General features: G+C 66.6%; 22 protein-coding genes. 12 read left to right on the plus strand and 10 right to left on the minus strand.

Going from position 1 to position 23,940, the window contains the following annotated elements; translation table 11 throughout:
* The first annotated feature begins 38 nt into the window (after positions 1-38).
* Both M2650_RS02005 and M2650_RS02010 read left to right on the plus strand, forming a co-directional pair.
* On the plus strand, positions 39-1,352 hold the full coding sequence (locus M2650_RS02005; protein WP_249470523.1) for an APC family permease: 1,314 nt from the start codon (positions 39-41) through the stop codon (positions 1,350-1,352).
* Positions 1,349-1,960: an HD domain-containing protein gene (locus tag M2650_RS02010; protein ID WP_249470526.1), complete on the plus strand. Its 612-nt coding sequence runs from the start codon at positions 1,349-1,351 to the stop codon at positions 1,958-1,960. Before M2650_RS02005 ends, M2650_RS02010 begins: the two co-directional genes overlap by 4 nt.
* An 81-nt stretch (positions 1,961-2,041) precedes the next feature.
* Here the strand turns inward: M2650_RS02010 and M2650_RS02015 are convergent, their stop codons facing one another.
* From M2650_RS02015 to M2650_RS02025, 3 genes are read right to left on the minus strand one after another with little or no spacing between them, the layout of a single operon-like run.
* Entirely contained in the window at positions 2,042-3,280 is a 1,239-nt protein-coding gene (locus M2650_RS02015) for a TIGR03862 family flavoprotein (RefSeq protein ID WP_249470529.1), read from the minus strand.
* Positions 3,280-4,410 (minus strand): BaiN/RdsA family NAD(P)/FAD-dependent oxidoreductase, encoded by a 1,131-nt coding sequence (locus M2650_RS02020; RefSeq protein ID WP_249474137.1) that lies wholly within the window; start codon positions 4,408-4,410, stop codon positions 3,280-3,282. Before M2650_RS02020 ends, M2650_RS02015 begins: the two co-directional genes overlap by 1 nt.
* Before the next feature lie 55 nt (positions 4,411-4,465).
* Entirely contained in the window at positions 4,466-5,023 is a 558-nt protein-coding gene (locus M2650_RS02025) for a YaeQ family protein (RefSeq protein ID WP_249470538.1), read from the minus strand.
* A gap of 165 nt (positions 5,024-5,188) precedes the next feature.
* On the opposite strand from M2650_RS02025, the gene M2650_RS02030 reads away from it, so the two are divergent.
* The 8 genes from M2650_RS02030 (at position 5,189) to M2650_RS02065 (ending at position 14,978) form a co-directional block, all read left to right on the plus strand.
* Complete coding sequence (locus M2650_RS02030) at positions 5,189-6,931, plus strand: M1 family metallopeptidase (RefSeq protein WP_249470540.1); 1,743 nt, start codon at positions 5,189-5,191, stop codon at positions 6,929-6,931.
* 57 nt (positions 6,932-6,988) lie between these two features.
* Complete coding sequence (locus tag M2650_RS02035) at positions 6,989-8,722, plus strand: M1 family metallopeptidase (RefSeq protein WP_249470542.1); 1,734 nt, start codon at positions 6,989-6,991, stop codon at positions 8,720-8,722.
* Entirely contained in the window at positions 8,719-9,525 is an 807-nt protein-coding gene (locus M2650_RS02040; RefSeq protein WP_249470544.1) for a dimethylarginine dimethylaminohydrolase family protein, read from the plus strand. Before M2650_RS02035 ends, M2650_RS02040 begins: the two co-directional genes overlap by 4 nt.
* A gap of 9 nt (positions 9,526-9,534) precedes the next feature.
* Positions 9,535-10,296 (plus strand): sulfurtransferase, encoded by a 762-nt coding sequence (locus M2650_RS02045; protein WP_249470546.1) that lies wholly within the window; start codon positions 9,535-9,537, stop codon positions 10,294-10,296.
* Positions 10,293-10,448, plus strand: a complete 156-nt coding sequence (locus tag M2650_RS02050; RefSeq protein ID WP_249470548.1) for a hypothetical protein — start codon at positions 10,293-10,295, stop codon at positions 10,446-10,448. The genes M2650_RS02045 and M2650_RS02050 overlap by 4 nt, the downstream gene beginning before the upstream one ends.
* Positions 10,449-10,555: 107 nt before the next feature.
* Positions 10,556-12,115, plus strand: coding sequence for a protein adenylyltransferase SelO (locus M2650_RS02055; protein WP_249474140.1), 1,560 nt, complete (start codon positions 10,556-10,558; stop codon positions 12,113-12,115).
* A gap of 324 nt (positions 12,116-12,439) precedes the next feature.
* Complete coding sequence (locus tag M2650_RS02060; RefSeq protein ID WP_249470550.1) at positions 12,440-14,305, plus strand: ATP-binding cassette domain-containing protein; 1,866 nt, start codon at positions 12,440-12,442, stop codon at positions 14,303-14,305.
* A 1-nt stretch (position 14,306) separates the two neighbouring features.
* Complete coding sequence (locus M2650_RS02065) at positions 14,307-14,978, plus strand: glutathione S-transferase (protein WP_249470552.1); 672 nt, start codon at positions 14,307-14,309, stop codon at positions 14,976-14,978.
* A 110-nt stretch (positions 14,979-15,088) separates the two neighbouring features.
* Here the strand turns inward: M2650_RS02065 and M2650_RS02070 are convergent, their stop codons facing one another.
* Positions 15,089-15,523: a barstar family protein gene (locus M2650_RS02070; protein WP_249470555.1), complete on the minus strand. Its 435-nt coding sequence runs from the start codon at positions 15,521-15,523 to the stop codon at positions 15,089-15,091.
* Positions 15,520-15,984 (minus strand): guanyl-specific ribonuclease, encoded by a 465-nt coding sequence (locus tag M2650_RS02075; RefSeq protein WP_249470557.1) that lies wholly within the window; start codon positions 15,982-15,984, stop codon positions 15,520-15,522. Before M2650_RS02075 ends, M2650_RS02070 begins: the two co-directional genes overlap by 4 nt.
* A gap of 66 nt (positions 15,985-16,050) precedes the next feature.
* Here M2650_RS02075 and M2650_RS02080 point away from each other — a divergent pair, with 66 nt between their 5' ends.
* Both M2650_RS02080 and M2650_RS02085 read left to right on the plus strand, forming a co-directional pair.
* A complete protein-coding gene (locus tag M2650_RS02080) occupies positions 16,051-16,593 on the plus strand; it encodes a DUF1801 domain-containing protein (RefSeq protein WP_249470559.1) in 543 nt (180 codons plus the stop codon).
* A 9-nt stretch (positions 16,594-16,602) separates the two neighbouring features.
* On the plus strand, positions 16,603-17,685 hold the full coding sequence (locus tag M2650_RS02085; RefSeq protein WP_249470561.1) for a diguanylate cyclase: 1,083 nt from the start codon (positions 16,603-16,605) through the stop codon (positions 17,683-17,685).
* Here M2650_RS02085 and M2650_RS02090 read toward each other — a convergent pair.
* The 5 genes from M2650_RS02090 to M2650_RS02110 form a co-directional block, all read right to left on the minus strand.
* Entirely contained in the window at positions 17,677-18,462 is a 786-nt protein-coding gene (locus M2650_RS02090) for a class I SAM-dependent methyltransferase (RefSeq protein WP_249470563.1), read from the minus strand. The two genes, M2650_RS02085 and M2650_RS02090, sit on opposite strands and share 9 nt — an antisense overlap.
* Positions 18,443-19,150, minus strand: coding sequence for an MliC family protein (locus tag M2650_RS02095; RefSeq protein WP_249470565.1), 708 nt, complete (start codon positions 19,148-19,150; stop codon positions 18,443-18,445). The genes M2650_RS02090 and M2650_RS02095 overlap by 20 nt, the downstream gene beginning before the upstream one ends.
* A gap of 660 nt (positions 19,151-19,810) precedes the next feature.
* Positions 19,811-20,695: an endonuclease/exonuclease/phosphatase family protein gene (locus M2650_RS02100; RefSeq protein ID WP_249470567.1), complete on the minus strand. Its 885-nt coding sequence runs from the start codon at positions 20,693-20,695 to the stop codon at positions 19,811-19,813.
* Between the two features lie 246 nt (positions 20,696-20,941).
* Positions 20,942-22,021: an alpha/beta hydrolase gene (locus tag M2650_RS02105; RefSeq protein WP_249470569.1), complete on the minus strand. Its 1,080-nt coding sequence runs from the start codon at positions 22,019-22,021 to the stop codon at positions 20,942-20,944.
* Positions 22,022-22,112: 91 nt separating this feature from the next.
* The gene (locus M2650_RS02110) at positions 22,113-23,885 is read right to left on the minus strand and encodes a M14 family metallopeptidase (RefSeq protein WP_249470571.1); all 1,773 of its coding nucleotides are present in this window, start codon (positions 23,883-23,885) and stop codon (positions 22,113-22,115) included.
* Positions 23,886-23,940 lie beyond the last annotated feature (55 nt).

Below are 23,940 nucleotides of genomic sequence, written 5' to 3' on the forward strand. Positions count from 1 at the left end.
CTAACGTGCCGCGTTCCGGCGCCGTTGCGAGGAGTCGCGTGCCAGCCATCGACCGCACCGACGAAGGCCTGATCCGCGGCATCGGCCGCGGCAGCCTGGTGGCGTTGTTCATCAATTCGGTGATCGGGGCCGGCATCTTCGGCCTGCCTTCGCGCGTGCACGAACTGCTCGGGCCTTATGCCTTGCTCGCCTATCTGGCCTGCGCGGCGTTGGTGGTGCTGATCGTGTTGTGTTTCGCCGAGGTCGGCAGCCGCTTCGAGCGCACCGGCGGGCCTTACCTGTATGCGCGGGCGACGTTCGGCCCGGTCGTCGGGTTTCAGGTGGGCTGGCTGGTCTGGCTGACCCGCGTCACCGCGTTCGCGGCCTTGTGCAATCTGTTGGTCGAATACCTGGCGCATTTCTGGCCCGCGGCCCTGTCGCCGTTGTGGCGGACGATGTTGGTGATCGGCGCGGTCGGCCTGATCGCGGCGGTGAACATCCGCGGCGTGAGGCCTGCGGCGTTCGTGGCCAACGCTTTCACCATCGGCAAGCTGGTGCCGCTGGTGCTGTTCGTCGCCGTAGGTCTGTTCTTCATCGACCCTGCCGCTTATGCGCCGAAAGCGACGCCCGCCCGCGCCGATTTTTCGGCGGCGATGCTGTTGCTGGTGTTCGCCTTCACCGGCTTCGAAACCGCGACGGTGCCGGTCGGCGAAGTCCGCGATCCGCGCCGCAACCTGCCGTTCGCGGTGCTTGCGGCGATGGCGGTGATCGTGCCGGTCTACATCGGCGTGCAGGCCGTCTGCATAGGCACCTTGCCCGGGTTGGCGGACTCGTCGCGTCCGCTGGCCGATGCGGCCGCGCGTTTCGCGGGTTCGTTCGGCGCGGCCGCGATCGCGGTGGGCGCGCTGGTGTCGATCGCCGGCACCTTGAACGGGCTGGTGCTGGCCGCGCCGCGCATCCTGTTCGCGATGGCCGAGCAGGGACAGCTGCCGCGCGCGCTGGCGTCCACGCATGCGCGCTTCCACACGCCGCATGTGGCGATCGCGGTGTCGTCCGCTTGCATGTTGGCGTTGACGTTGTCGGGCTCGTTCCTGTCGGCGGTGGCGATCAGCACGCTGACCCGTTTGCTGGCCTACGCCGCGACCTGTGCCGCATTGCCGGTGTTGCGCCGCCGCGACGACATCGCGCCGGCGTTGTTTCGCGCGCCGGGCGGCGCGCTGACGGCGGCCGTGGCGCTGGCGGTCATCGCCTGGCTGCTGGCGCAGGGCAGCGCGCAGGAAGCGCGCGACGTGGCCATCGCCATGGCGTTGGGCTTCGTGCTGCTGTTCTCCATGCGCCGCACGCGCGCCGCAGCGGGCGAGGCAGGCCGATGACGGCGATCGCGCCTCCCATCGTCATGCCGCCGCAGGCCATGGCGGAACTGGAAACGTCGTACGCTACGCCGCCGCGGGCTTACCATAATTTCGGCCATGTGCAGGAAGTGCTGCGCCATTACGCGGACGTGGCGCAAGGGCCGGGCTGGACGCGTCCGGTCGAACCCTATCTAGCCGTGCTGTACCACGATGCGATCTACGAACCCGGCCGCAACGACAACGAATCGCGCTCGGCGCAACTGGCGATGGAACAGATCGCGCTATGGCTGCCCGGCGCGGGCGTGGACGGCGGCCGTGTCGCCCAGCTGATCGATTGCACCGCCCGCCACGGGCAGCTGAGCGCCGCCGATGTCGACCGGGACGCGGCCTTGTTCCTGGATTGCGACATGGCCATCCTCGGCGCCGAGCCTGCGGCTTTCGATGCTTACGACCGCGGCATCGCTGCCGAGTACAGGCACGTGCCGCGCTGGCTGTACAAACTCAATCGCCGTCGGTTCCTGAAGGCGTTGCTGGCGCGAGAACGCATCTTCCTCAGCGATTTCTTCCACGACCGCTACGACGCCCAGGCGCGCGTCAACCTGCGCCGTGCGGTCAACGAGAAGCGCTGAACCGCTCTTTGTAGGAGCGGCTTCAGCCGCGAGCCCTTGGTCTGCCGCGCACGTGAAAAAAGCTCGCGGCTGAAGCCGCTCCTACGAAGAGCGGGCCCTCGCCCATTCGAGCGCGCCCTTGCCGGCGCGATTGCCGCTGGCGAAGCAAGCGGTGAGCAGGTAACCGCCGGTCGGCGCCTCCCAATCGAGCATCTCGCCGGCGCAGAACGTGCCCGGCAGGGTTTTCAGCATCAGCGTGTCGTCCAGGGCTTCCAAACGCACGCCGCCGGCGCTGCTGATCGCCTCGGCCAGCGGGCGAGGGCGGCGCAGGATCAACGGCAGCCGCTTGATCGTCTGCGCCACGAATCCGGCATCGCCGAGCTGCGATTTGGCGACCGTTTCGTGGATCAACGCCGCCTTGACGCCATCGAGTCCGGTTTGGCGGCGCAGGTGTTCGCTGAAGCTGCGGCTGCCGCGAGGCTTGGCGAGCGCATCGCGCAGGCGTTCGGTCTCGCGCCCCGGCGCGAGGTCGAGGTGCAGCGCGGCGCGGCCTTCGCGCGAGATCGTATCGCGCAGGTCCGCCGAGATCGCATAGATCAGGCTGCCTTCGATGCCCGTCGCCGTGGCCACGCATTCTCCTTGCAGCGACCGCATCCCGCCCTGCGGGTCGCGCCAATGCGCGACAACCGGTTTCAGCGGCGCGCCGGCATGGCGGTCCGCGAAATGCCCGGTCCAGCCGATGTCGAAGCCGCAATTGGACGGTTGCAGCGGGGCCACATCGATGCTGCGTTCGCGCAATACCGTCTGCCATGCGCCATCGGAGCCCAACTCGGGCCAGCTGCCGCCGCCCAGCGCCAGTACGACGGCATCCGCGGCGACGCTCCGTTCGCCATCGGGCGTCGCGAAGCGCAGCGAACCGTCGTCGTTCCAACCCAACCAGCGATGGTGGACATGGAAGCGCACGCCTTGGTCGCGCAGGCGCCGCACCCATCCGCGCAACAGCGGCGCGGCTTTGAGATCCAGCGGAAACACGCGCCCCGAGGTGCCGACGAACGTCTCCACGCCCAATCCGCGCGCCCAGTCGCGCAGGGCTTGCGCGTCGAAGTCGCGCAGCCAACGAGCGACGTCGGTTTCGCGTTCGCGGTAGCGCCGCGCGAATCCGGGCATCGGTTCGGAATGGGTGAGGTTGAGTCCGCCCTTGCCGGCGATGAGGAATTTGCGCCCGACCGAGCCTTTCGCTTCGTACAGATCGACTTCGGTGCCTGCCGCAAGCGCCGTTTCTGCGGCCATCAATCCGGCCGGGCCGCCGCCGACGATGGCCAATGCGCGCGCCGCGCCCATCAGACGGCTTCTCCGGCCGCATGTCCCGACGCCCAGGCCCATTGGAAGTTGTAGCCGCCGAGCCAGCCGGTGACGTCGACCACTTCGCCGATGAAATACAGCCCCGGCATGCGTTTGGATTCCATCGTGGCCGACGATAGCTCGTGCGTGTCGACGCCGCCCAGCGTGACCTCGGCGGTGCGATAGCCTTCGGTGCCGCTGGCGACCAGCGGCCAGCGCCGCAATTGCGCTGCGATATCGCGCAATTCGCGTTCGCCGTACCGCCGCATCGGCTTGTTGTCGAACCAGATCTCGCACAAGCGCTGCGCGAAGCGTTTCGGCAGCGCTTCGGCGAGCGCGCTCTTGAGCTCGGCCGCCGGGCGCGCCTGGCGCTGCGCTTGCAGGAACGCCAGCGCATCCTGGCCCGGCAGCAGGTCCAGGCGCAGATCGTCGCCCGGTCGCCAGTAAGAGGAGATCTGCAGGATCGAAGGGCCGCTGACGCCGCGGTGCGTGACGAGCATGGCATTGCGGAACGATTGGCCGTTGCACTCCGCTTCGACCGGCAGGGAAACGCCGCTGAGATCCTGCAAGCGCTCCGAATGCGTTCCGCTCAGCGTCAGCGGCACCAGCCCGGCGCGGGTCGGCAGCACGGTGTGGCCGAACTGGCGCGCCAATTCGTAGCCGAAGCCGCTGGCGCCCATGCTGGGAATCGACAATCCTCCGCTCGCCACGGCCAGGCTTTGCGCCGCGAATGTGCCGCAGGCGCTTTCCACCGCGAATCCGCCGTCGCCGGATGCGACGCGCCCGATGCTGCAACCGGTCTCGATCCGCACGCCGGCCGCCGCGCATTCGTCCAGCAGCATGCGCACGATCTGCTTGGACGACTCGTCGCAGAACAGCTGTCCGAGCTCCTTCTCGTGGTAAGCGATGCCGTGCTTCTCCACCAGGCCGATGAAATCCGACGGCGTATAGCGCGCCAGCGCCGACTTGCAGAAATGCGGATTGGCCGACAGGAAATTGCCGGGTCCCGTACCGGTGTTGGTGAAGTTGCAGCGCCCGCCGCCCGACATCAGGATCTTCTTGCCGACCCGGTTGGCATGCTCGACCACCAACACGCGCCGTCCGCGTTGGCCGGCGGTGAGGGCGCACATCAGCCCGGCCGCGCCGCCGCCGATGACCAGGACGTCGTAAGCCTCGCTCACGCGGTCAATGCACCGCGTCTGCAGGCGCCAGGCGCACGCGTTTCTCGACGGCGATGCTGCTGCCTTCGCCGTACAACTCGGCCTGGCCGTCCTGCACCATGCATTGCAGGCGCATGCCGCGATCGGCGAGCGCGGCCAGCGCGTCGACGGTTCCCGGCGCGATGTCGATCACCGTCAGATTGCCCGAGCGCGCCAGCGAGCCGGCGTTCTTGTCCCACCAGAGATCGGCGCTGCGGCCGCTGTAGTTGACGATCACCACTTGGCGCGCACGGCCGCAGGCCTTGCGGATGTCCTGCTCGCTGGGCTGGCCCAGGTCGATCCACAATTCGATCTCGCCGGTCAGCGATTTGCGCCACAGGTCGGGCTCGTCGTCGCTGCTCAGGCCGCGGCCGAATTCCAGCCGGTCGTCGGCATACAAGGCGAACGCCAGCAAGCGCACCATCAGGCGCTCGTCGGTTTCGGAAGGGTGGCGCGCCAGCGTCAACGCATGGGTGCCGTAGTAGTGCCGGTCCATGTCGCTGACCTGCAATTCGGCCCGGAATACGGTGGATTTGAGCGCCATGTGCCAGATTCTGCGGAGGAAAGCGGCACATAGTGTAGGCGCAGCGCGGCCGCTGTGACTTCAGGCAGGTGGTGGCCGGGGATGCGATATGACATGGTTCGCCGGATAGGCATGTGGCCGGCCCGCACGGCGCAGCGCCCGATACCACGCCAGGACTCTCAAGCCATGCCGAAAATCCTCTCCACGCTCGCCATCTGCCTGCTGCTGGCCGCAAGCGCCGCCGCAGGCGCGAAACAACCGGCCAAGCAGCCGGCATTGACCGATCTCACGCTCGCCACCGGCGCGCAGCGGACGCCGGAACAGAGGGCGGTGGTGTTCGAAAAGGCCGATCTGCGGTTCAAGGTGGATCCGGCCAATCGAAGCCTGCACGGCGATGCGGCGTTGACCTTCCGCGCCACGGCGCCGATCTCGCGATTGGCGGTGGAACTCGACCGCAATTACGCGGTCGAGTCGGTTTCTGTCGACGACAAGAAGCTCGCCAAGAGCGAATACGGCAATCCGGACGGCCGCATGACGGTGACCTTGCCCACACCGCTCGCCGCCGGCGAGCGCACGGTGCTGCGCATCGTCTACGCCGGCAAGCCGCATGTCGCCGACCGCGCGCCCTGGGACGGCGGCTTCGTCTGGGCCAAGGCGCCCACCGGCGAGCCGTGGATCGCTTCCGCGGTGCAGGGCGAAGGCTGCGACCTGTTCTGGCCATGCATCGACCATCCGATGGGCGAGCCCTTGCAGGTCGACCAGCACATCACCGTCCCCGCGCCGCTGGTCGCGGCCGGCAACGGCGTGGCGATGGGCATGGAAGAAAAAGACGGCTGGCGCACCTATCACTGGCGCGCGCGCAATCCGAACACCTATGCGATCGCGCTGAACATCGGTCCCTACGAATTGCTCGAGGGCAGCTACAAGAGCCGTTACGGCAACACGGTTCCGCTGCGTTTCTGGTATCTGAAGGGCAACGCCGACAAGGCCCGCGGCTTGTTCGCCGAATTCCCCGAGATGCTCGATTTCTTCGAGGCCTACATCGGCCCGTATCCGTTCGGCGACGAGAAGATGGGCGTGGTCGAAACGCCGCACCTGGGCATGGAGCACCAGACCGTCAACGCCTACGGCAACGAATACAAGAAAAGCGAATACGGCTACGACTGGCTGCTGCAGCACGAATTCGCGCACGAATGGTTCGGCAACCAGCTGACCAACGTCGACTGGGACGACATGTGGCTGCACGAGGGTTACGGCACCTACATGCAGCCGCTGTACCTGCAGTGGCTGCGCGGCGACATGGAGTACTACGCCAACCTGATGAAGCATCGCGCCGACCTGATCAACAAGTTCCCGGTAGTGTCCGGCAAGAGCCAGACCGGCAGCCAGGTTTACGACGAAGCGACGGGTCCCGGCCACGACCTGTATTACAAGGGCTCGCTGATCCTGCACACGCTGCGCAACCTGATCGGCGACAAGGATTTCTTCGCGGTCACGCGGCAGGCCGTCTATGGCGCCGACAAGCCCGTGCCGGGCAATTTCAAGCCGTTGTACCTGAGCACGCCCGAATACATCGCCATCGTCAATAAGGTCACCGGCCGCGATTACCGCTGGTTCTTCGACGTCTATCTCTACCAGGCGGCTTTGCCGGAACTGATCGCCACGCGCGATGGGAAAGGCTTGTCTTTGCGCTGGAAAACCCTCGCCGACAAGCCGTTCCCGATGCCGGTGGAAGTGCGCGTCGACGGCCGCGACCGGGTCGTGGCGATGAAGAACGGGCAGGGCCGCGTGGAGATGCCGGCCGGCGCGGTCTATACCGTCGATCCGCACTCCAAGGTGCTGCGCGACTTGCCCTACATGGACGAGTTCAAGGCCGACAAGGCCGCGCGCGAGAAAAAAGCAGCGGAGCAGAAAAACAAGAAGAAATAGGCCCAAGCGGCCATGGCCGCTTGTCCCAGTGAGATCTGCAGTCGTCAGGGGGAATCGATGAACAGAAGTTTCGGTGCGTTGCTGGTCGTTTTGACGGCGTTCTCGCCGGTGACCTGGGCAAGGCAGGGCGCATTGACCAAGCACACCTACGATTCCGGCGCGTCGCGCGCGCCCGAGCAGTTGGCGGTGGTTTTCGAAAAGGCCGACCTGCAGTTCAAAGTGGATCCAGCCAAAAAAAGCCTGAGTGGAGACGCCGCGCTGACGTTCCGCGCCACCGCTCCGGTGTCGCGGCTGGTGGTGGATTTTGATCGCAATTACGCGATCCGATTGGTTTCCATCGATGGCAAGCCCATCGTCAAAGGCGGCTATCGGAATCCGGATGGCAGGATGGCGATAGACCTGCCCAAGCCGCTCGCCGCCGGCGAGCGCGCGGTGCTGCGCATCGTCTACGCCGGCAAGCCGCACGTCGCCGACCGCGCGCCCTGGGACGGCGGCTTCGTCTGGGCCAAGGCGCCGACCGGCGAGCCCTGGGTCGCCTCCGCCGTGCAACTCCAGGGCTGCGATCTGTTCTGGCCCTGCATCGATCATCCGATGGGCGAGCCTCTGCAAGTCGACCAGCACATCACGGTACCGGCGCCGCTGGTCGCGGCCGGCAACGGCGTGGCGATGGGCATGGAGGAGAAAGACGGCTGGCGTACCTACCACTGGCGCACACGCGCCCCCAACACTTATGCCATCGCGCTCAACATCGGTCCTTACGAGGTGCTCGAGGCTGACTACATGAGTCGTTACGGCAATATCATTCCGCTGCGCTTCTGGTATCTGAAAGGCCATCAGGCCAAGGCCCGGGTACTATTCGAAGAGTTCCCGCTGATGCTGGATTTCTTCGAAAGCTACATCGGCCCGTACCCGTTCGGCGACGAGAAGATGGGCGTGGCCGAAACGCCGCACCTGGGCATGGAGCATCAGAGCATCAATGCCTACGGCAACGAGTATGTGAAGACGGAATTCGGCTACGACGAGCTGCTGCAGCACGAATTCGCACACGAATGGTTCGGCAACCAGCTGACCAACGTCGACTGGGACGACATGTGGCTGCACGAAGGCTACGGCAGCTACATGCAGCCTCTCTACATGGAATACCGCTACGGAAGCCAGTGGTACTACGCTCTGCTGCACGCCCAAAGGACCCGGATCGCCAACAAGTTCCCCGTGGTGTCCGGTTCGAACAAGCCGATGGGGGGCGTCTATGACGGCAAGGTAGGTCCGGGCGGGGATATTTACGCCAAAGGCTCGCTGATCCTGCACACGCTGCGCAACCTGATCGGCGACAAGGATTTCTTCGCGGTCACGCGGCAGGCCGTCTACGGCACCGACAAGCCCGCGCCGGGCAATTTCAAGCCGTTGTACCTGAGCACGCCGGAGTACATCGCCATCGTCGACAAGGTCACCGGCCGCGACTACCGCTGGTTCTTCGACGTTTATTTGTACCAGGCGGCATTGCCGCAACTGGTCGCCACGCGCGACGCGAAGGGCCTGGCGCTGCGCTGGAAAACGCCTGCGGATAAGCCGTTCCCGATGCCGGTGGAAGTGCGCGTCGACGGCCGCGACCGGGTCGTGGCGATGAAGAACGGGCAGGGCCGCGTGGAGATGCCGGCCGGCGCGGTCTACACCATCGACCCGCACTCCAAGGTGCTGCGCGACTTGCCCTACATGGACGAGTTCAAGGCCGACAAGGCCGCGCGCGAGAAGGCGGCTGCCGACAAGGCGAAGAAGGCGGCCAAGAAGTGACGCCGGGCGGTACGCGGATCGCCATCGTCCGCGAGGTCAGCGCCAGCCTGGGCGACTGCGAGCTGTCGTACGTGCCCCGCACACGCGTCGATGTCGAACGCGCCCTCGCCCAGCATCGCGATTACGCGCAAGCCCTCGAATCGCTGGGCTGCACGGTCGTCGCGCTGGCGGCGCAGGATGCGCTGCCGGACGCGGTCTTCGTCGAGGATATGGCGGTCGTGCTGGACGAGGTCGCTATCATGACCCGTTCCGGCGCGAAGTCCCGGCGCGCCGAATCGCCGAGCGTCGCACAGGCGCTGGCGCAGTACCGGCCGGTCGTGTCGATGTCCACGCCGGCGACGCTGGATGGCGGCGACGTGCTGCGGATCGGGCGCGTGCTGTACGTCGGCCAGTCCGACCGCAGCAACGCCGACGGCATCGCGCAACTGGGCCAACTGGTCGCGGATTACGGTTACCGGGTACAGCCCGTGCCGATCAGCGGCTGCCTTCATCTGAAGTCGGCGGTTACCCAGGTGGCGCAGGATCGCGTGCTGCTGCAGCCGGAGTGGGTGGATGCCGACGCCTTCGCCGATTTCCAGGTCATCGAAGTCGACCCGGGCGAAGCGCACGCCGCCAATGCCTTGCGCATCGGCGACCAGCTGCTTTATCCAGCCAATTTTCCGCGCACGCGGGAGCGTTTGCGCGCCGCGGGCATCGCCGTGACCGCCGTGGACGTCTCGGAACTGCAGAAAGCCGAAGGCGCCACCACCTGCTGCAGCCTCGTATTCGCGGCCTGGCCGGCGCCGCCCGCAGGACGCCGGTAAACTAGCCGCATGGTCCTGAACCTCGCCGCCTACCATTTCGTGCCCGTGGCCGACCCCGATGCGCTCGCTTCGCAGGTGCGCGCGTGGGCCGAAGCGGGCGGATTGCGCGGCACCGTGCTGGTGGCGGGGGAAGGCATCAACCTGTTCCTGGCCGGTGCCGCAGAGGCGATCGAGGCTTTTCTGCAGCGGCTGCGCGGCGATGCGCGATTCGCCGGCATCCGCACCAAGCTCAGCGAAAGCGACGCGCAACCGTTCGCCAGGCTCAAGGTGAAGGTGAAACCGGAAATCATCAGTTTCCGTCGAGAAGGCGCCTCGCCGCTCGCGGAGCGCGCGCCTGCGGTGGCGCCGGCCGATCTCGCGCGCTGGCTGGCGCAAGGCCACGACGATGCCGGCAAGCCGGTCGTGCTGCTCGACACGCGCAATCGCGAGGAAGTCGGTTACGGCACCTTCGCCGGCGCGCTGACCTTGCCGATCGACAATTTCACCGATTTGCCCGAAGCGCTGGCGCCGCATCGCGAGGCGCTGTCCGCGGCCACCGTGGTCAGCTTCTGCACCGGCGGCATCCGCTGCGAGAAAGCCGCGTTGTGGATGCGCGCCGAGGGCATGGACAACGTGCTGCAGCTTGACGGCGGCATCCTGGGTTATTTCGAACAGGTCGGCGGCGCGCATTACGACGGGCGCTGTTTCGTATTCGACGAGCGGTTGGCGCTGGATCCGGCAATGAGGCCGCTGGCGACCGCGCATAATTCCATCGCATTGGAGCGGGCATGACCTGGGTCGGAATCGCGTTGCTGCTGGTGATCCTGTATTTCGCGTTGAAAGTGGTCGGTTTCGTATTGAAGTTCGCGCTGTGGGCGCTGCTGCTGTTCGGAGCCTATTGGTTGGTGGCGCCGTACCTGTCTCTTCCGCGTCCCTTCTGGTAGCCCGGGTGGAGCCGAAGGCGATGCCCGGGATCACGACGCGACCTGGCCCGGGGTATCGTCTTCGGCTCCACCCGGGCTACGGTTGATCGCGGCCGGCTAAGCCCCATCTGATACGCATGCGATTCGATAACGCCTTCATCCGGGAATTGCCGGGCGACCCGGAAAGCGGCGCGCGCCTCCGCCAGGTGCATGGCGCTTTGTGGTCGAGCGTCGAACCGACGCCGGTCGTCGCGCCGCGGCTGATCGCCTATTCGCGCGAAATGGCGGCGACGCTGGGCATTTCCGACGCCGATATCGCGAAGCCGGAATTCGCGCAAGTATTCGGCGGTAATGCCTTGTTCGAAGGCATGCGGCCGTACGCGGCCAACTACGGCGGCCATCAGTTCGGCCACTGGGCGGGCCAGCTCGGCGACGGCCGTGCGATCGCTCTTGGCGAGACCGTGAACGCCGCCGGCGAGCGCTGGGAATTGCAACTGAAGGGCGCCGGGCCGACGCCGTACTCGCGCAGCGCCGACGGCCGCGCCGTATTGCGCTCGTCGATCCGCGAATTCCTGTGCAGCGAGGCCATGCACCACCTGGGCGTGCCGACCACGCGCGCGCTGTGCCTGATCGGCACCGGCGGGGAGGTGGTGCGCGACATGTTCTACGACGGCCATCCGCGGCCGGAACCGGGCGCGATCGTTTGCCGGGTGGCGCCATCGTTCGTCCGTTTCGGAAATTTCGAGCTGCCCGCGTCGCGTGGCGATGTCGGCCTGCTCAAGCAACTGGCCGATTTCACGGTGCGCCGCGATTTTCCCGAGCTCGCGGGCGAGGGCGTAGCCCTATATGCGGACTGGTTCGCGCAGGTTTGCGAGCGCACCGCGAAGATGGTCGCGGATTGGATGCGCGTCGGCTTCGTGCACGGCGTGATGAACACCGACAACATGTCGATCCTCGGCCTGACCATCGATTACGGCCCCTACGGCTGGATCGACGACTACGCCCCGGACTGGACGCCCAACACCACCGATGCGCACGGCCGCCGCTACCGTTTCGGCTGGCAGCCGAAGATCGCGCACTGGAACCTGGGCAAGCTGGCGCAGGCGCTGGCGCCGCTGTTCGCCACGGTCGAACCGCTGCAGGCCGGCTTGGACCGTTACGCCGAGGCCTATACGCACGCCGATCGCGACAACGTCGCGCGCAAGCTCGGTTTGGCGGAATGCCGCGAAGACGACATCGCCCTGATCCGCGACCTTCACCAGCTCATGCACGACGGCGAAATAGATATGACGATCTTCTTCCGTGCGCTGTCCGATCTCGATGCCGCTACTCCCGGCGTCGCGCCGTTCGACGAAGCCTTTTACGACGAAGCCAAACGCAGCCAGGTGGAGCCGGCCTTGCTCGACTGGTTGTCGCGCTACGCCGCCCGCCTGCGCGAAGATCCCCTGTCGCCGCAGCAGCGGCGCGAGCGGATGCGCGCCGCCAACCCGAAATACGTCTTGCGCAACTATCTGGCGCAACAGGCGATCGACCGGGCCGAGCAAGGCGACGAAAGCGGCATCGCCGAGTTGTTGGACGTCATGCGACGGCCCTACGACGAACAGCCTGGCCGCGAGGTCTTCGCCCGCAAGCGTCCCGACTGGGCGCGAGACCGTGCCGGTTGTTCGATGCTGTCCTGCAGCTCCTGAGGCTGGCTTTTTTTGTAGGAGCGGCTTCAGCCGCGAGCTTTTCCGGCGGCTTGGCGCGATCTGGCAGAAAGAGCTCGCGGCTGAAGCCGCTCCTACAAAAACCACCCCTACGAAAAGCGGAAGCCGGCTTCAAATAAGAAAAAAGCCGGCTTATTTGCCGGCTTTTTTCTCTTTCTTCGCTGCGCGTTTCTCTTTCAGCGTTTTCTCGGGTTTCTTCTTGTCTTCTTTCTTCTTGTCCAAGCCCTTGGCCATGGCGCGCTCCGGTGGTGGTGGTCGGCGGCGACAAGCGTACTGCGGGCGGCCGCGCGCCGCTAGACTATCCCCATGTCCCTGATCACCTTGAACGCCGTCGACTATGGCGTCGGCGGCCCGCTGCTGCTGGAACGCGTCGACCTGACCATCGAACCGGGCGAGCGGATCGCCCTGATCGGCCGCAACGGCGCCGGCAAATCGACCTTGCTGCGGTTGCTGGCCGGCGAACTGGTCCCCGACGACGGCGAGATCCGTCGCGAGGGCGGGCGCCGGGTCGCGCGGCTGGAGCAGGAAGTGCCGTTGGACGCCGCCGGCAGCGTGTTCGACGTGGTCGCCGCCGGCCTGGGCGAACTCGGCGCGCTGCTGGCCGACTACCACCATCTGATCCACGCCGAACGCATCGACACCCAGGCTTTGGCGCAGGTCCAGGGCCGGATCGAGGCCGCGCACGGCTGGTCGCTGGACCGCAAGGTCGAGGAAACGCTGGCGCGGCTGGGCCTGGACGGCGACGCCGATTTCGCGGCCCTGTCCGGCGGCATGAAGCGGCGCGTATTGCTGGCTCGGGCGCTGGTGTCCGCGCCGGATCTGCTGTTGCTGGACGAACCCACCAACCATCTCGACATCGAGGCGATCGACTGGCTCGAAGGCTTCCTGAAGGGCTGGCAGGGCGCGCTGGTGTTCGTCACCCACGACCGGCGCTTCCTGCGCGCGCTGGCCACGCGCATCGTCGAAATCGATCGCGGCCGTGTCACCAGCTGGCCCGGCGACTGGGCCAATTACGAACGCCGGCGCGAGGAACGGCTGAACGCGGAGGCCCAGGAGAACGCGCGCTTCGACAAGCTGCTGGCGCAGGAGGAAGCCTGGATCCGGCAGGGCATCAAAGCCCGCCGCACCCGCGACGAGGGCCGCGTGCGGCGCCTGCAGGCGATGCGCAGCGAGCGCGCCGCACGGCGCGAGGCCAGCGGCAACGTGCGCCTGCAGACCTCCCAGGCCGGCGCTTCGGGCCGCAAGGTGATCGAAGCGAAGGAAGTCTCCTTCGGTTTCGACGGCCGGCCCATCGTCCGCGATTTCTCGGCTACGGTGATGCGCGGCGACCGCATCGGCCTGATCGGCCCGAACGGCAGCGGCAAGACCACGCTGCTGAAACTGCTGTTGGGCCAGTTGCCGCCCGATGCAGGCGAGGTGAAGATCGGCACGCAATTGCAAGTGGCCTATTTCGACCAGTACCGCGCCGCGCTGCGCGAGGACTGGAACGCGCTGGACAACGTCGCCGAAGGCCGCGAATTCATCGATGTCGGCGGCGGCAGCAAGCACGTGCTCGGTTACCTGCAGGACTTCCTGTTCACGCCCGAACGGGCGCGAGCGCCGATCACCCGCCTGTCCGGCGGCGAACGCAACCGCCTGCTGCTGGCCAAGCTGTTCGCGCAGCCGTCCAACCTGCTGGTGATGGACGAGCCGACCAACGACCTGGACGTGGAAACGCTGGAATTGCTGGAGGAAATGCTCGCCGATTATCCCGGCACGCTGTTGCTGGTCAGCCACGACCGCGATTTCCTCGACAACGTCGTGACGTCCACCTTGGTCATGGAAGGCGACGGGAACGTCGGCGAGTACATCGGCGGGTACAGCGATTGGCTGCGGCAAAGGCCGGTCGCCGCGACCGCTGCCGCCGCTGCGAAAGCCGCGCCGCCGCCGTCGCCGGTTCCAGCCGCGCCTTCGAAGCGCAAGCTCAGTTATAAAGATGTGCGCGAGCTGGAATCGCTGCCTTTGCGGATCGAAGCCCTGGAAACGCGCATCGCCGAGCTGACTGCGCAAATGAACGAACCGGGCTTCTACCAGCGCGACGGCGGCGCGATCGTCGCCCACAACGACGTCCTGGCCGCGGCGCAGGCCGAGCTCGATGCGGCCTACGCGCGCTGGTCGGAACTGGAGCAGTGACATGATCGTCGTCCATCACCTCGACAACTCCCGTTCGCAGCGCGTGCTATGGCTGCTCGAAGAACTGGGCCTCGACTACGAGATCGTGCGCTACCAGCGCGACCCCAAAACCCTGCTGGCGCCGCCGGAGCTGCGCGCGGTGCATCCGCTCGGCAAGTCGCCGGTGGTGATCGACGGCGACGACGTGCTGGTCGAGTCCGGTGCAGTGCTGGAAACGCTGCTGGAGCGGCACGATACCGGCCACCAGCTGGCGCCGGCGCCGGGCACCCCCGAACATCTGCGATACCGCAGGTGGATGCACTACGCCGAAGGTTCGGCGATGCCGCCTCTGCTGATGAGCCTGGTATTCCGGCGGCTGAAATCGGCGCCGATGCCGTTCTTCGCCAAGCCGATCGCGCGCGGGATCGCGGACAAGGCCTTGAAGACCGTCGTCGGGCCGCAGCTCAAATTGCATTTCGACCATATGGAAAGCGAACTGGAGCGGTATGGCTGGTTCGCGGGCGGACAGTTCTCGGCCGCCGACATCCAGATGAGTTTTCCGGTCGAGGCTGGCGCGGTGAGGCTGGGTTACGAGCGCTATCCGCAACTGGCGGCGTTCCTGCAGCGCATCCACGCGCGGCCGGCGTACCAGCGCGCGTTGCAGAAGGGCGGGCCGTACGGACTGCTCGGTTAGAGCGTTTGCTTTGCGCCCTTTGTAGGAGCGGCTTTAGCCGCGAGCTTTTTTGCCAGACCGCTGAGCAAAAGATCAAAAGCTCGCGGCTGAAGCCGCTCCTACAAAAAAGCCTACAAAGCGGTTTCGAAGGCGTCTTCGGGCAGGGCGACGAAAGCCCAAAACGCGACATCGCGCGCGGTCCATTCTTTCGAGGCCTCGCCGAGGATGTCGAGCAAGGTCTCGAAACTGGCCGGATCGGCCGCACGCAAATCGGCGCCGCCTTCCAACAGCAAGGCATAGCCGTCGGCCGGCAGCCAGCTCAGGTCGCGCAGGCCGTCCGACAACGCGTCCCAGTTGCGGCCGAAACTGCCGGGAAATTCCAGCATCGTGGCGATGCGCAGCAGCAGCATGGCCTTGTTGCGGCATTCGCTCAGGTCGATGCGCCAGGCGCGCAGGCCGGCGTCGCGCGTCAGCACGTCGAGCGTGGCCAGATCGTCGGCCGCGACCAGGAACACGCCGGCGCGCGCCGGGTCGGACAGGCCCAGGTCGAAACCCGATTCGCTCATCGCCGCGCTCCGTACGGACCAGGATCGAAGGCCTGGAAACTGTCGTAATGGTCGTCGCTGTAGTACCAGGCTTCGGGCGGATCGCCGCCGGTGACGATCCGCCGCGCGCCGCGATGGCCCAGGCCCGGCGTGTCGACGGTGTATTCGCGGTAGTAGCCGCGCGGCTTGCTCGGCAGCCGGCCTTCGCGGTTGCCGAATACGCTGCCGTCCTGACGGTGCGGGAACGGGCCGCCGCGGGCGATCAGCCGCAAGGTTTCGTGCGCCTCGCGCGGCAGGAATTCCGGCAGCGTGGCGCTGGCGTCCGGCGGCTGCGAGGAGGGATGCGGAGCGTCGCCGGGCCGCTGCGGCACCGAAGTGCCGATCGCGGTCGCCGGCTGATCCGGCGTAGTGGTCAGCCGCGGCCACAGCAGCGCCAGGGCGACCAGCAGCAGGGCGGCGATGAGCAGTCCGGGTTTGCGCATCGTCCGAGTTTATCGGCCCGGCCCGTCCGGCGGTAAAGTGCGTGCAGCCGCCGATCAGGAACCATTATGGGAAGCCGACCGGAAAGCCGCGATCCGCGCATCGACGCCTATATCGCCAAGTCGGCCGAATTCGCGCGGCCGATCCTGAAACGGCTGCGCGAAACCGTGCACGAGGCCTGCCCCGAAATCGAGGAAACGATGAAATGGGGTTCGCCATCGTTCGTCTACGCTGGCGGCATCCTGTGCGGCATGGCGGCGTTCAAGCAGCATGCGTCGTTCGGCTACTGGAAGCATGCGCTGGTGATGGGCGCCGATGCCGCGCGCGACGGCATGGGCAGCTACGGCAAGATGGCCGGCCTGGCCGACTTGCCACCCAAGAAACGCCTGATCGCCGACATCAAGAAGGCGATGAAGTCGAACGAGCAGGGCGTCAAGACGCCGGGCGTGCGCAAGTCGCTGGCGCCGAAACCTCCGCCGAAGGCAAATCCCGCCACTGGAAATACGGCGGCTGAAGGCCGGCTCGCGGCGATGCGCAATCGCGACGCAGGTCAGGTATTGCGGCAGTGCGAGACGCTAGGCTGGCTGTTCGGCGGCGCAACGAGGAGGTAGGCCCTGGCATTGACCGGAACCAAGGCGGCGCTGGCGGAGGATCTTGCGCCCGATTCGCTGGCGCGGGACCTGCGTTTCGTCAGGCGCATCCACCGCATGCGCACGCTAGGCCTGGGCTTGGGCGTGTTGCCGATCGCCTCCGTGTTGTACCAGCAGCAGGCGCCGCCGTTCGTCTGGGCGGCGCTGTTCCTCAACGGCTACGTCTGGCCGCATGTGGCCTACCTGCTCGCGCGCCGCAGCCGCCAGCCGGCGCGTACCGAATTCCGCAATCTGATCGTCGATTCCGCCCTGGGCGGCATGTGGATCGCGGTGATGCAGTTCAACCTGTTGCCCAGCGCGTTGCTGGCGGTGATGCTGTCGGTCGACAAGATCGGCGTGGCCGGCTGGCGCTTCCTGGCGCGCACCGCCGCCGCACAGGTGCTGGCTTGCGCGGCGGTGTCGGCCGCGCTCGGGTTTCCTGTGCAGTTGCAGAGCACCATGTTCAACATCTTCGCCAGCCTGCCGTTCCTGTTCGCCTATCCGACGGCGCTCAGCACCGCGGCCTACCAGCTCGGGCGCAAGGTGCTACGCCAGAACCAGCAACTGGAACACCTCAACCGCATCGACGACATCACCGGCCTGTACAACCGCAGGCATTGGGAAGAGGCGGCCGCGCGGGAACTGGCGCGCTACATGCGCACGCGGCGGCCGGCGGTGGTGATGATGATCGATCTGGACGGCTTCAAGCAGGTCAACGACCGACACGGCCATGTCGTGGGCGATGCGGTGCTGCGCAGCGTCGCCGAGGCGCTGAAGGGCGCGGTGCGCGAAATCGATACGCCGGCGCGTTATGGCGGCGACGAATTCTGCGTACTGCTGGCCGAGACCAGCGCCCACGGCGCGCGCGAGCTCGCAGAACGGCTGCGTGCGCTGGTGGAACGCATGGAGTTCCCGCAGGCGCCGGGACTGCACTGCACGATCAGCATCGGCATCGCCGAGGCCAACCGCCTGTTGGTCAGCGTAGAAGACTGGGTGGACCTGGCCGACACCGCCATGTACCGCGCCAAGAACAGCGGGCGCAACCGCGCCGAGGTCATTCGCGGACTAGTCTGAAGCGGCGCCGCCGATCCGGCGGCAGACCAGCAGCACGGTGTCGACGTCGTCGGTGTCGATCATGCCCGGCGACATCGACAGCGCCGGCTGGGTACCCAGGGCCAGGCGCATGAACACCCGGTTGTACCACCACATGGCGCGTTCGCGCTGGTGGGTCAGGTACCACATGCCCAGTTTCAGCAGCCGGGTCGATTTGGGTTGCATGCCGTGCGCAGCGCTGCGCTGCAGCGCGAAGCCGTGGCGCGCGAGCAGCGCCAGCAGAGCCTCGGGTTCGTAACGGCGGCGATGCCCGACGAAATCGTCGAACGCGGTCCACGCCGCCATGTGGATCGGCACCGACAGCAGCAGCGTGGCGCCGGGCGCGGCGACGCGCGCGAGTTCGGCCATGGCCGCCTCGTCGCCGTCGATGTGCTCGATGATGTCGAACGCGCAGACCAGATCGAAAGCGTCGTCGGCATAGGGCAGGGCATCGGCCAGCGCCTGCGTGGCCAGGCCGCCGTGCGCGCCGAGCTGGCGCAGCGCGGGCGCGCTGATGTCGGCGAAGGCGGTGCCGGCGATCGGCAGGCGCGGGCGCAGGCCCGGCGCGAGTTCGAGGCGGCGCGGCGCGTTCGCGGCCAGTTCGGCGACCAGCGGCCACGTGTTGAACTGCTGAGGCGGGATCAGGCGCGCATCGCGCCACAACGCGTCGTAGAAGCTGCGGTTGACCTCGAGCAGGTCGGCTTCGACGGCCGGTATCGGCGCGCTGCGCGCAGGCGCTTCAGCGGTCGAGATAGGCACCGCAGCCCTTGTAGGTCTTGTCGCCGACCGTCAGTTCGGCGCTGGTTTCGAAACGTTCGCCGCTCATCGCATCGCTGCAGGCTTCCTGCTTGGTGCGCAGTATCACGTTGGTTCCATCTTCCATCTGCGCGCCGAAGCCGGGCGTGCTGCTGATGCCATGGCTGCGGGCGATGTCGATCTTGCGTTCGCCGTAATCCAGCTCCGCATGCAGCGGATACGCATCGCCGGCGCCGATCTCCACCCACCAGCCCGGTTCCTGGCCGACCGCGCGCAGCACGACGCCACGGGCGCGGGCGTCTTCCCACGGCGAGACGTGTTCGGTGGTTTCGCAATCGCGCTTCTCTTCGCCGGCCAGGGTCAACATGGCTTGTTCGCCCTTGTTCCAGAACTCGTTGCCCTTGTCGTCGGCATAGCGCGCGCCGGAAGCGGACTTGGCGACCGGCAGCGCCAATTTGCGACCGGAGAAACCAAGATCGACGCGTTCCTGTGCGAAGGCGGCCGACACCAGCAATTCGCCGCAACGCCACCGTGTCGTCGGCGCTGCCGGCGGCGGCGGAGCCGGCGGTGTCGGCACCGACGGCGGCTGCTCGGCCGTCGGCGACGCGGGCTGTACGTCGTGCGGTCCGCACGCCGTCGCCAACAGCGCGAGCGGCAGCGACCAGGCCAGATGCGACGGCGAAGCTTTCATGGACCGCTCCGGGGGAAGGCGGGGTCTACAGTATGGCCTCAATCGGAGCGCGCGGCGATCCGCGTCGCCGGTGCGGATCGGCCGAGGCAGCATTTGGCTGGACGCGAACTCCGGACTCCAACAACGCTATGTCACCGTTCGACAAATCTAGCCGTCATCCCAGCGAACGCTGGGACCCATCTTGCTCTTGCTCTTGCTCTTGCTCTCGCGCTTGCCCTTGCCCTTGCCCTTGCCCCTAAGCCGTCATCCCGGCGAAGGCCGGACTGCGCAGGCAGGATGCCGGAGCGAACATCCGCGCAGCGGATGGCCCGAAGGGCATGCCGCAGGAGCGGCATGTCATCCAGGCCCGCGTCCTGGCGGGTGGCGTTGCGACTCGCGCCATGGACAAAGGCTTCCGGCTGCGCCGGGTCACTTTCTTTGCTGGCCCAAAGAAAGTAACCCAAGAAAGGGCCTGAACTGCGGTGCGATGCGTCGTACCTGAAAGTCTGCCAGCGGCCTGGCTTTCGTCGCAGGTGACCTTCTTACGCAGGTACTAGATTTTGATTCGTAGCGGATGGGTGACGTGGCTTTTGCGGATGGGCGCTAATAAGGGCATCCTGGCGAAAACCGGAATCCATGCTGACGTTATGCGAAGGCCGAGGTGGTTCGTTCCGTCGAAAACTAACGCTGCCCTTCGCCGCCTGCACGCGGCGTCAACAGGCGCAGGCGCACATGCAGGCCGTAATGGTCGGAGGGCCAGACGCCTTCGCTATCGGCGCGATTGAGGATGATCGTCGCCGCAGCCGGCGAGAACGCTCCCCGCTGAAGGAAGACGTGATCGATGCGCTTGGGCGCGAAATAGGCGAGATTGAGCGTGCTGTGCGCCTTGGGGTCGGCGTCCGCATCCGGATGGAGCGCGTCGTAAGCGTCTTCGAATCCGGCGGCCAATGCCTGCAACTCCGGAGCGGAGGAAGCTGCGTTGAAATCGCCGGCCAGGACCGATGGCGCATCCTTGCGGGTGCGCGCGATAAAGGCGAGCAACCCTTCGACCTGCTCTCTGCGGATCGCGCCGCCGCTATCGGTCCAGTGCAGGTGGGTGTTGTAGATGTTGACCGCGCGGCCGCCGACGGCGATGCGCACGTGCAAAGCGGTGCGGGAATCGTCGAGCGGCTCCAGCCGCGTCCAGTCCTGCGCCAGGATCGGATGGCGCGTCAGTATCGCGTTCCCGTAGCGTCGCGGGCTGTCGGCCGGATCGGTCGAGCTGAAGACGTATTCGTATCCGAGCGCATCCGCCAACGTCTTCGCCTGGTTGGGCAGCCTTTCGTGGCCGATGACTTCCTGCAGCGCGATCGCATCCGGCCGCAGCCGCTTGAGTTCGGCGAGGATCGCCGGCAGGCGCTTGGGCCATTGCGCTTTGTCGTGATACAGGTTCAGGGTGACCAGCGATATCTCGGGATCGGGTTTTTTCTCACGATTGGTTTCGTGCGCAACCGCATTCATCGGTAGCGGGGTCAGGGCCAACGCCAGCAGATAAAGCGCCATGCGTATGGCAATGCTCGCTCGCATTTCCGGATCCTGTGAGGCCTTGCCAGGATTGTAGCTTCGCAGATTTGTCTGAATAGGGCGTGGCGTTTACATCCGCAGATGTTCACTACGGCCTTCGGCCTTCGCAGTCCCGCTTTCGCGTGAATAACGGCCTTTAAGAGCATCGCCGTCTCAGCATTACGCGCATGAAGCCCACTCCCGCTTGCGGGAGAGGGTTGGGTGAGGGCGCGTGATACATGGCGCCGAGTATGGCGCAAGGCGGATCGTTCAGCGTGGAGGGGTTCGCGGTGCATCGGCGAGGAAGGAAACGATTTCCGCCAATAGCGCATCGCGGCCGTGCTCAGGCCGGTCGAGATGGACCATATGCGTGGCGTCCGGCAGATCCAAGCGCTTCACGCCCGCGCTGCGCACGGCATCGCGCGCCAGCGTCTCCGCGTCCTCGGGCCGGCTCCAGAAGTCGCGATCCGAACGGACGATCAGGATCCGCGCCGTGATCGACGAGGCATCGAACAGGCGCCGCCCCGTCGCCTGATAGAAGCTGTCTTCCATCGCGCCCATCGGCGCGCGGAAGACGGGCGGGTCCTGTCGCTTCGAGGCCGGATCGCTGGTCAGCGCGGCGGATGCATAGGCTTGGGCAATCGCCGGATCGCGCCACGACGCCTTGTCCTCGACGGGAATGGAGCGGTCCCATACGCCGAACAACGACGATGCGGGATATTCCGCGTAACCGCCGATGTCCGGATTCAGCCGCTCGGGATGCTCCGGATCGCTGACCGAAGAACCGCGGCCCAGCATCGCATGCTCGAACGAACCGCCATAAAGGGCGTTGAGCGTGATCAGGCGATCGACGTTTTCCGGACGCAGCGATGCGTAATAAGCCGCCCACATGCCGCCGGTGGCCCAGCCCAGCAGCGCGACCGGTTCGCGCTTGTCGCCGCGTACCGCACCGACCACGGCGTCGATGTCGCGCACCACTTCGTAGGCGCGCGACAGCGGACGCGATTCGGAGGCGGGCCTGTCCATCGCGGCCGGCCGTTGCGAGCCGCCGTAGCCGCGCGCGTCCATCACGTAGACCTTGCGGCCGGTGCGCCGGGCCAGGTCGGCCGCGAGCGAGCCGTTCGCGACCGGGAGATCGAAGGAGCCGATGCCGGAGACGCGGGCGCCATGGATCATGATCAGCGGGGCCGGGTCCGGTTTGGCCCCGCTTGCTGCGAGTTCGCGGACGTGCAGGCGGATGCCGTCGGAGGTGGTGACGTGGAAGTCGCGTCGTTCGATATCGGCGGCCGATGCGTTCGGCCAAGCCATGCCGGCCAGTAGCAAGGAGGCAAGGATCGGGACGAGTTTCATAATCGGACCTCGGAATGTCGCGGCAGATGGCCATGCCGCGCGCCCTCACCCAACCCTCTCCCGCAAGCGGGAGAGGGCTTAACGCGGAAGCTCAGTCTTTGGGTACGGCGGCGACGCGCAGCACCGGATACAGGTTGTAGCGCTGGTCCCACGACGAATGCAGGCGTGCGAAGAATTCCAGTCGCGCCTGCGGGTCGCGGGCGAAAGCCAGGTCGTTCTTCAGGCGCAGTTCGAACTGTTCCTTCAGCTTGGCGTCCTTGGCCAGCATCTCGCGCGCCACGTCTTCGGCGACGTAGGCTTCCATGTATTCCTTGCGCTCGAAGTCGTTGTTGAACTCGCCCCATTGCACGTAGGCGTCCGGGGCCATCGGTTCCAGCAGGCCCATCGCCAGCCGCGCCTTGGATTGCGCTATCGGCACGAACAGGCTGCCGGCGGGGATGTCGGCGGTTTCGGCCTTCCATTCGCCCTGCAGGGTCAGGCGCTGGTGGCCTTCGACCGAACCGGCGGCGAACTTGGTCTGGCTGGCGCGGAAGGCCTCGACCTTGGTCTTGGCGATGGGCTCGCCCAGCGTGCGGAACTCGACGCCGTGCACTTTGAGCTTGCCGGCCACCGATGCGGCATAGGCCGCAGGCACGATGTAGCCGCCTTTGGGCGCTACCACGGCGGTGCTGGGCAGGACTTCGTCGCGCAGCGGCAGCTTCCACACCTGCGGCTTGGTCTCGTCGTAATGCGTCATCAGCGCGCCGGAGATGTCCGACGGCGTGCGCGTGTATTCGTAGCCGCGGAAATCGACGGTGCGGACCTTGTCGCTGGCCGCGTAGTCCAGCGGCACCAGCTTGCCGCCGAGCTTTTCGGCGCGGGCGTCGGCCGCATGGGCGAGTTTCAGCCACTGGGCGCCTTCGCGGGCAGTGAGTTCGAGCACGTCGACGACGGTATTGCGGGTGATCCGCACGCGGGTCGGGTAATCCTTCCACGAATGCGTTTCCACCAGCATGCCGTAGCGGTTGCGCAGCTGGAAATAGCCGTGCGAGAAGCGCGGCGTGGGTACGCCGTCGACGAAACCGGACGTGGGCACGTCGTTCTCGACGAAGGACGGATAGAAAGGCAGCGGCAGCGAGCCCTGCCCGGCCAGCATCGAGATGGTGCCGTCGCGCAGCGCCTTGCCGGCCTTGCGCATTTCGGCGTCGCCGGAATTCACCGGTTCGACCTGGATCGAGATGTCGTGCTCGAACTTGGCGCCGTCGGTCACGTGCAGATCGACCATCGCGATCGGGTCCCAGCGCTGCACCAGCGCCAGCATCGCCTGCATTTCCGGCGCATCGGCCTTCATGTAGTCGCGGTTGAGGTTGTAGTTCTGCGCGGTGGTGCGCCAGCCCATTTCCTCAGGGCCGCGCTGGTTGGGGCGGTTCCAACGGCCGAAGCGTTCGTGACCATCGACGTTGAACACCGGCACGAAGAGCAGCACGGTTTTCTCCAGCGCGCCGGGCGCGGCCTCGCCGTCCAGCGCCTGGCGCAAGGCCAGGAAGCCCGCGTCCTTGCCGTCGATCTCGCCGGCGTGGATGCCGCCTTGCACCAGCAGCACCGGCAGCCGGCGTTCGTGCGCGGCCTCGGGCGTCAGCGCGCCGCTGCGCGAGACGACCAGCGCCTTCATCGGCCGGCCTTCGGGCGTGGTGCCGAAATCGATGCATCGCACCGCATCCGGATAACGCTGCGCGAAGGCCGCGCATAGCGCGATGACTTCGTCGTAGCGGCCGGTCTTGATGAAGCCGCTGCGCTCGGACAGGGTAGTCAGCGCCGGATCCGCCGCGAACGCCGGCGTGGCGGCCGCGGTCAGCAGGGCGAGAAGGCAGGACAGTCTTGGCATCGGTCGCATCCCCAGGAAGAAGCGGCCGATCTTAGCGGACGCGGCGCTTGCGTGC

This window comes from Luteimonas galliterrae (genome assembly GCF_023374055.1).
GTDB lineage: Bacteria > Pseudomonadota > Gammaproteobacteria > Xanthomonadales > Xanthomonadaceae > Luteimonas_C > Luteimonas_C galliterrae.